The 7,146-nt window shown below is 52.9% G+C and carries 6 protein-coding genes; all 6 read right to left on the reverse strand.

All coding sequences use genetic code 11. The features are described from left to right. A partial coding sequence (locus GX117_14780; GenBank protein ID NLO34592.1) for an LptF/LptG family permease occupies positions 1-286 on the reverse strand: 286 nt, incomplete at its 3' end. After that, entirely contained in the window at positions 283-1,401 is a 1,119-nt protein-coding gene (locus GX117_14785; protein NLO34593.1) for a YjgP/YjgQ family permease, read from the reverse strand. The genes GX117_14785 and GX117_14780, both read right to left, overlap by 4 nt. Before the next feature lie 117 nt (positions 1,402-1,518). After that, positions 1,519-2,490, reverse strand: coding sequence for a 6-phosphofructokinase (gene pfkA, locus GX117_14790; GenBank protein ID NLO34594.1), 972 nt, complete (start codon positions 2,488-2,490; stop codon positions 1,519-1,521). 86 nt (positions 2,491-2,576) lie between these two features. Beyond that, positions 2,577-3,425 carry a sugar phosphate isomerase/epimerase gene (locus GX117_14795; GenBank protein ID NLO34595.1) on the reverse strand — a complete coding sequence of 283 codons (849 nt, stop codon included), beginning with the start codon at positions 3,423-3,425 and terminating at the stop codon, positions 2,577-2,579. A gap of 281 nt (positions 3,426-3,706) precedes the next feature. Continuing rightward, on the reverse strand, positions 3,707-4,639 hold the full coding sequence (gene miaA, locus GX117_14800) for a tRNA (adenosine(37)-N6)-dimethylallyltransferase MiaA (GenBank protein ID NLO34596.1): 933 nt from the start codon (positions 4,637-4,639) through the stop codon (positions 3,707-3,709). Next, positions 4,636-6,555 carry a DNA mismatch repair endonuclease MutL gene (gene mutL / locus GX117_14805; protein NLO34597.1) on the reverse strand — a complete coding sequence of 640 codons (1,920 nt, stop codon included), beginning with the start codon at positions 6,553-6,555 and terminating at the stop codon, positions 4,636-4,638. Before mutL ends, miaA begins: the two co-directional genes overlap by 4 nt. Between the last annotated feature and the right edge of the window lie 591 nt (positions 6,556-7,146).

Below are 7,146 nucleotides of genomic sequence, written 5' to 3' on the forward strand. Positions count from 1 at the left end.
CCCCTGCAAGCAAGGCTGTGATCTCTCGGTCCTGGGCGGCTTTGCCCAACACGATCAGCGCAGCCACGAGTACGGCAATGGCAGCGGCCTGAAATTCAAAGAGAATGGTCGGAATAAGGGTTATATAATAACGGAGTACAACGGTAAGGGGCACTTGATATTTTAGGATGGCGTCCTGTCGGGTGACAATCAGATCAATAACCGACACAAGCAGAATCATGGACACGAGCACTTTGAATTGGGTCTCGATCATGCGCCTTGTGAGGTAGCGGTCGTAGCGGTTCATACGCGGTCCACCCGCCAGATGAGTATGAGCCCCAAAATGCACAGGAGCAAGTTGGGGATTTGCCCCAATGCAATGGTGAGCGGCAGGGGCAGCAAGAGCGATAGTTCAACGAGCTTGCGCAAGACAAAATAGAGACCGATGAGTCCCAAACCCAAGGTGAAGGCATAGGAATGGCCCGTCCGTTTTGATCGTGCGCCCAAGGGCGCGCCCACAATGCTGACAGCGAGACACATGAGCGGGAAGGCTAGTCTGTTCTTAATCTTTAGCCGGATATTGCGCAGCTCAACGCCTGCAGGCAAAGAGCTGGTTTCTTGAAAGACCTGAGCGAGACGCGCTTCCTCGGCGCGCAGCTGGGCAAGGGTGAAGCCCTCACCGGCACCCGCCATTTTTCCTGCCCGCGGCAACGGCGCAGACGTTTCCATGGTCTCAAAGCTGAAATGCTGCCTCGGATCAGCAGGAATGTAGTAGCCTTCATTTAAGATCAGCTGTGTTTTCCCGTCCCGCTTAACCAGCCGGGCACGGTCTGCATAAAAGGCGTTGGCGCCCTCTTGTTTCGGCTGCAAAATAACAATATCGCGCAGGCTCCCGTCCGCTTCGCGATCCCCCAGATACACGCGCCAATCACCCACTTCGTGCATGACCCCCGTAGGCAGCGCGTCCACGGTCATGCGCAAAGGCAATTCAAAGGTGACAAGCTGGATCAAGCGCCGATACGCCCAGGGCTGCACCTGATCTGCCACCCAAAAGGCGGCCACGCTCAGCGCCATGCCCAAGAATACGACAGGCATGACAATGCGCTTGAGCGGGATTCCCGCTGCCTTCATGGCAATCAATTCGCTGTGCTGCGCCAAGCGGCCAAACACAAACATGATGCCGAGCAAAAAGGATATGGGAAAGATATAGCCCACCATGGTGGGTAAGGCGTACAAACCGATTTGAGCAATATCACCCACGGCCATTTGGCTGATGGGGATCTTATCGGCGATCTCACGCATTTGCGAACGAACTGCGCCGCCGACCACCACAAAGCTAACCACCCCCGCGGCAAGGAGCGCAGGCGGCCAGATTTTTCCAAGAATGTAGCGGGTCAACAAATGCAAGACATGTACCTTCATAGATCCGGAACGGCGGAACAGGCGTTTCGGCTTTCATCGATCATCCGTCGCGGGGCAGCGTGCTGTTCTACCCTAAACGCCGCCCCGACAAAAACGCCATTTCTTTAACAAGGTTTATTATACGTTTAAGAGTCGGGACACGCGAAATAAATCCGGATCAAAACAATTTTTAATGGTCCATGAATCTTGGATCGGCCGCTTTCCGATGCGGTTCTTTTCCATGACAATCATATCGGCTTGGGAACCGTCGAGGAGGGCTTCCACTGCCGCCGCGCCCATACGCAGCGCCAAAACCCGATCAAAGGCCGTGGGCGCGCCGCCGCGCTGCAGATGACCCAGCACAGAAACACGCACATCCTTGAACTCGGATATGGCGGCAACTTTTTCCGCTACAGTAAAGACATTTCCCGCATCATCCCCTTCTGCGACCACAACAATCATCGATGTTTTTCCGCGGCGGCTCATCTCGCGGAGATCCTCACAAAGAGCGGGAATATCGGTGGCGCTTTCCGGGGCGAGGATCGCTTCCGCGCCGCCCGCCAAACCGCTGTACATGGCAATAAACCCGCTATGCCTGCCCATGACCTCGACAAAGAAAATACGGTCGTGGGATGCAGCCGTATCGCGGAGACGGTCAATACCTTCCATGGCCGTATTCAATGCCGTATCAAATCCAATCGTATATTCCGTACCGCCAATATCATTGTCAATCGTGCCCGGGATACCGACACAAGGAATACCCTGTTTTTCCCAAAGACTGTAAGCGCCGCGGTAGGATCCGTCTCCGCCGATAACGATCAAGCCTTCAATACCTCGTTGACGCAGCCGCTGCGCCGCCTTGACGAGTCCCGCTTCAGTCCTGAATTCTTGACTGCGCGCCGTGCGCAAAATGGTGCCGCCATGATGGATGATGCCGCTCACGGAGCGTGCAGAGAAGGCTTCGATGGCATCCTCGATAAGCCCTTGGTAGCCCCGTTGTATACCGAAGATCTCGACGCCATGGGCTATGGCTGTTCGCACAACAGCCCTAATAGCGGGGTTCATGCCCGGCGCATCGCCGCCGTTCGTTAATACTGCAATACGTTTCATGACCAGTTATTCCTGAAATTAAGAAAGCACTCCGTTATAGACACAAAAAGATCCGGGATTAGAAAGTAGTAAACAACAAGGTGAACTCAGGCGGACTGTATCTCAGCAACGATTTCCATCAGACGCCGCCCATAGTCTGTATAGGATTGATAGAGACGCTCAGCGTCATCGGCCTTTTGTCCCGTATGAATAACGGCGGCAAGGTGAGGTTCGATAGACAGACCGCCGTCATAGCCGCGGCGGAACAGATCGGCAACAATATCTTTAACCCGTCCGTCTCCCTCACCGCAGACACGGTAGTGATCCTCACCGTTTATTTTTACGGCATCTTTGATATGGACATAGACAATATCAGGCAATACAGTCTGATAATATTCCCAAGCGTCCTGCCCGTAGGTGACGGGGTTGCCCGTATCAAAGACAACCTTTAACGCAGGACTATCCACTTCGCGCAGCAGTATATTACTGTTTTCTGCCGAGAGTCCGCCCCAGCCACTGCAATTCTCATGAACCAGTATGACACCGCCGTCCTCGGCGATACGTGCCAATTGGCGCATCCGTGAAATGGATTCTTTGCGCCATACCTCATCGCTCACGGGATTATCGGGATCGTTGGGATAGCTCATGACCCGTATAAAAGAGGTGCCAAAGCGGTGCATCCGAGGTATGGCACGGGTGAGATCTTCTGCGTCCACATTGAAATCGCCGGTGATGGGGCGTGCCCAATTGGCGATGGCACTGGAAAAGCAAGATACGCCCATGCCCGCATCACTTACCGCCCCATAGACTGCGTCAAAATCAGCGTCACTGATCTGCGTGAGGTTAACACCGTCTATAGCGCGCAATTCCAACCATTTCCAGTTGAGTTCCTGATGCGCTTTGATTTGTGTTGCAATATCTTGTCCTGCCTCATCTGATATACCGGAAAACCACATAGTTATTGTCCTTATTCATTGCTAATAAGAGATATTTACCTTGAGAATCTCATGATTCCCCGTGTGCTGATAGTACGTTAAGCCGCGTCTTTGATGCAAGCCCCTGAGCCATCCGGCGGATTCAAGGTTGAAATGCAAGCGGTCCGAAAAAAGAGACATCATCGAGGCGCGGCGTTATACGCCGTAGCTCGGATATCCACGTTGGTCTCCACACACCATAGCGACGTAAACGAACATCAGCGCGTTAGGGTGTGCTGGGGGGGGGGACGTGCAGCAGATCCTTAAACCTCCTCATGAAAGAGGCGGAGCGTTTGCTCGGTAAGGTCGTCGAGCTTCGGCTCTTCGGCGCAGCGCAGCCAGTGAACCCGTTTATCGGCACGAAACCAAGACAGTTGCCGTTTGGCAAAGCGGCGGTGTTGCTTGCTTATGGTTTCGATGACCTCTTCAAGGGTTGTGTGCCCCTGAATCATAGACACGATTTCGCGGTAACCGAGGGCTTTCAGGCGTTCAATTTGTGCGCCGTGCCCGCTGTCAAGGAGCCGCTGTGTCTCTTCGATCCAGCCCGCATGCATCATTTGGCGTACCCGTTGGTTAATACGTTCGTAGAGTATTTCACGTTCCCATTGCAGTGCCACTTGGGTAACGTGCCAGCGGTCTTTGTTGCTTTGGTGTTCTTGATGCCAGACAGAATAAGGGCGTCCGCTCAGCTCATATACTTCGAGTGCCCGGATAATACGTACCAGATCATTTTCATTGGCGAGGACGGCGGCATAATCAGGGTCAATTTTTTTCAACGCGTCATACATGGCGGCATTGCCTTCGAGACGCGCTCTTTCACGCAAGGCTTGCCGCAATTGGGGATCTCTGGCGGGACCGCTGAAGAGACCGTCAATAAAAGCGCTCACATAGAGTCCGGAACCACCAACGAGTACAGGCGTCAACTTGCGTTGGAGCAATTGCATGGCTTTTTCACGGGCGATCCGCTCAAATTCTCCTGCCGCCATAGTCTCGTCAAGGTTGAGAAATCCCACAAAGTGATGCTGTACCGCTTTTCGTTCTTCTGCAGTGGGTGCAGCAGTACCAATTTCCATGCCCCGATAAAACTGCATGGAATCGGCCGATAAAATTTCGCTTTGTAATTTTTGGGCAAGGGCGATGGCAAGGGTAGTTTTCCCCGAGGCGGTAGGTCCTACCACGGCAATGGCTCGCTTCACTGAATCCTCCGAAAACTCTTTTCCATTTGCTGGCGGGTGATCTCAACCAAAATAGGACGCCCGTGGGGACAGGTATAGGGAGGCCTTAGTTTACGAAAGCCGTCCAACAAATGACGGCGTTCTTGTGAGGTCAAGGAATCCCCCGCTTTGATGGAAGCTTTACAGGCCCGGGTTGCGGTGCGCAGCAGCGTTTCCCACATGGTTTCTTGGTCGAAGAGGCGGCCTTGCGCGAAGTGTTCAAGAACGTCTAAGACCACATCGGGTATGCGGCTTTCATTATAAAGATGACAAACACCACTCACTTGAAAGGAGGTGCCGCCGAAAGATTCCAATTCTATGCCCAAACGCATGAAATCGTCAAGGTGGGATTCGAGGAGCGCCACTTGTGATGGGGCTACTTCAAAAACTTCTGAAACAACCAGTTGTTGTATGGGGTATTCATTATTTTCAAGTTCACTGAGCAAGGCATCATAATTTAAGCGCTCATGTAAAGCATGTTGATCAATGATCAAAAGGCGTTCTCCGTCGGGAACGAGCAGATAGGTTTCAAACAATTGCAGGGGCGCATCGCCGATTTCAGTCAAAGGCTCGAAACAGCCCTGGGGAACCAAGCTTTGAACACCCGATTCTTTCAGCGTCTCATGGGCTATGTGCCTAGATTCGAAGCCGGGCAATTCTTTCGTTTCGGAATCGAGTGCCGCCGGTTCCGGCTTAGTCATCTGCGGCGGTTGAAAGACCGGTTGGCTCTGAAGGCTTTGTACCGGCGCGGACATCTGAGTTTCTTCCTGTCTTAGCTCCTCCGACACGTGCTCCTCTTTTTGTGACGTGGGCGGCACAGCGATTTCTTCCGTAATGACATGGGGAGCTGTAACGATGGCGGCATGGGCGGCTGCAATTTCTGCATCGGCTTTGCTGAATCGGGAGAGTGCATCACGGACAATGTCGCGGACGGCATCATGGGCGGCTCGTTCCTCTCTGAATCGAATCTCCCGTTTCGTAGGATGAATATTCACATCCACTTGTCTTGGGTTCAAGGTGAGCAGAAGCACGGCGGTACTGTGTCTGCCCACGGTGAGCAAGCCACGGAAAGCGTCTTGCAGCCCATATTGGAGTGATGGATTGGAAACGGGACGTCCATTGACAAAAAAGAATTGGTGGGATCGTGATGCCCGCGTCAATTCAGGCGTTCCCACAAGTCCTTTAACGGTAAATCCGTTTTTCTCGCCCTCCACTTCAACCATATCGCGAACAAAGCCGAGTCCCCAGATGAGCGCGATACGATCGCGCAGCGATGCATGTTCAGGCACATCAAGAAGCATACGATCGTTGTGGGTCAGCTGAAATCCCACGCCCGTATTGGCGAGGGCGAGGCGCTGCACGATATCGATGCAATGGTTGAGCTCGGTCGTGATCCCTTTGAGAAACTTGGCGCGTACTGGCGTATTGAAATACAAGCGATTTACGGAAATGCGCGTGCCTATGGGCGCGCCCATCTGCTGCACTTCCCGCAATATGCCGCCCTCTACGCGCAACATGACGGCGTTCTCGTCTTCAGCGCGACGGGTCACCAACACGAATCGGGATACTGACGCAATACTGGCGAGGGCCTCACCGCGAAACCCGAGGGTCCGGATATTGTCCAAGTCCTCGGCTTTGCGTATTTTGCTGGTGGCGTGTCGTTCAATGGCGAGCAAGGCGTTTTGCTCAGACATGCCATGGCCGTTATCCTGCACTTCAATGAGGCGTCTGCCGGCAGCCACAAGACGCACCGATAAACGGGTGGCGCCTGCATCCAAAGCGTTTTCGACCAACTCTTTAACAGCTGAGGCGGGGCGTTCCACCACTTCACCGGCGGCAATTTTATTGGCCACCGCATCGGGCAGCACGCGAACAGTTGATAGGGATTTTTCCGGCATAAAGGTAATTTCCAGTAAAAGATCTTCTTTATTCTTTATTGTAAAGCAAAGCGCCTGCTATTGTCACAGAAACTTTGTGGGCGGATTCAAGGTTGAAATGCAACCGTTCAAAAAAAGAGGACATCACAGAGATCTTCTGTACAATAGTTCTAATCAAACACCCGAAGGAGTCCATAATGTCCCGCCACTAATTTACACGAGATGACCCTGTAAAACTGGAAACACTTAAGCCAAGGATTGAGCAACCGGAAATAGCTCAGATACTCGGGTTTCATAAACATGGTATAGGCCGTGAATTGCGCAGTAATAGTGTACGCAGTCGCCGGTGTTCTACCGCTGCGGATCGGCTTGCCATCAATCGACGTCAAGAAATTGTGTCAAGCCCCCGCTTTTTGGACCGCTTGTTATGAGAGTTTCTGTATTTCACGAGCGCGCCTCCCTCGACGAATTCTTTTGAGATCCGATTACCCGGAGACAAAAGAGGAACGGGCGTCGTTACCATGTACCTTCCCAATGACAGTCAATTGTTGTGCTTCTTTAATCCGGTAGCGGCGGAGGCGGCGCGCTCATTGATCCTAGGCTGTGCACCAA

This window comes from Candidatus Hydrogenedentota bacterium, from assembly GCA_012523015.1.
Classification (GTDB): Bacteria; Hydrogenedentota; Hydrogenedentia; order Hydrogenedentales; family CAITNO01; genus JAAYBJ01.

Excerpts from the sequence above, each read along its gene's own strand:
- GX117_14785 (NLO34593.1), bottom strand. The coding sequence starts at position 1,401 with ATGAAGGTACATGTCTTGCATTTGTTGACCCGCTACATTCTTGGAAAA.
- pfkA (NLO34594.1), bottom strand. The coding sequence starts at position 2,490 with ATGAAACGTATTGCAGTATTAACGAACGGCGGCGATGCGCCGGGCATG.
- GX117_14795 (NLO34595.1), bottom strand. The coding sequence starts at position 3,425 with ATGTGGTTTTCCGGTATATCAGATGAGGCAGGACAAGATATTGCAACA.
- mutL (NLO34597.1), bottom strand. The coding sequence starts at position 6,555 with ATGCCGGAAAAATCCCTATCAACTGTTCGCGTGCTGCCCGATGCGGTG.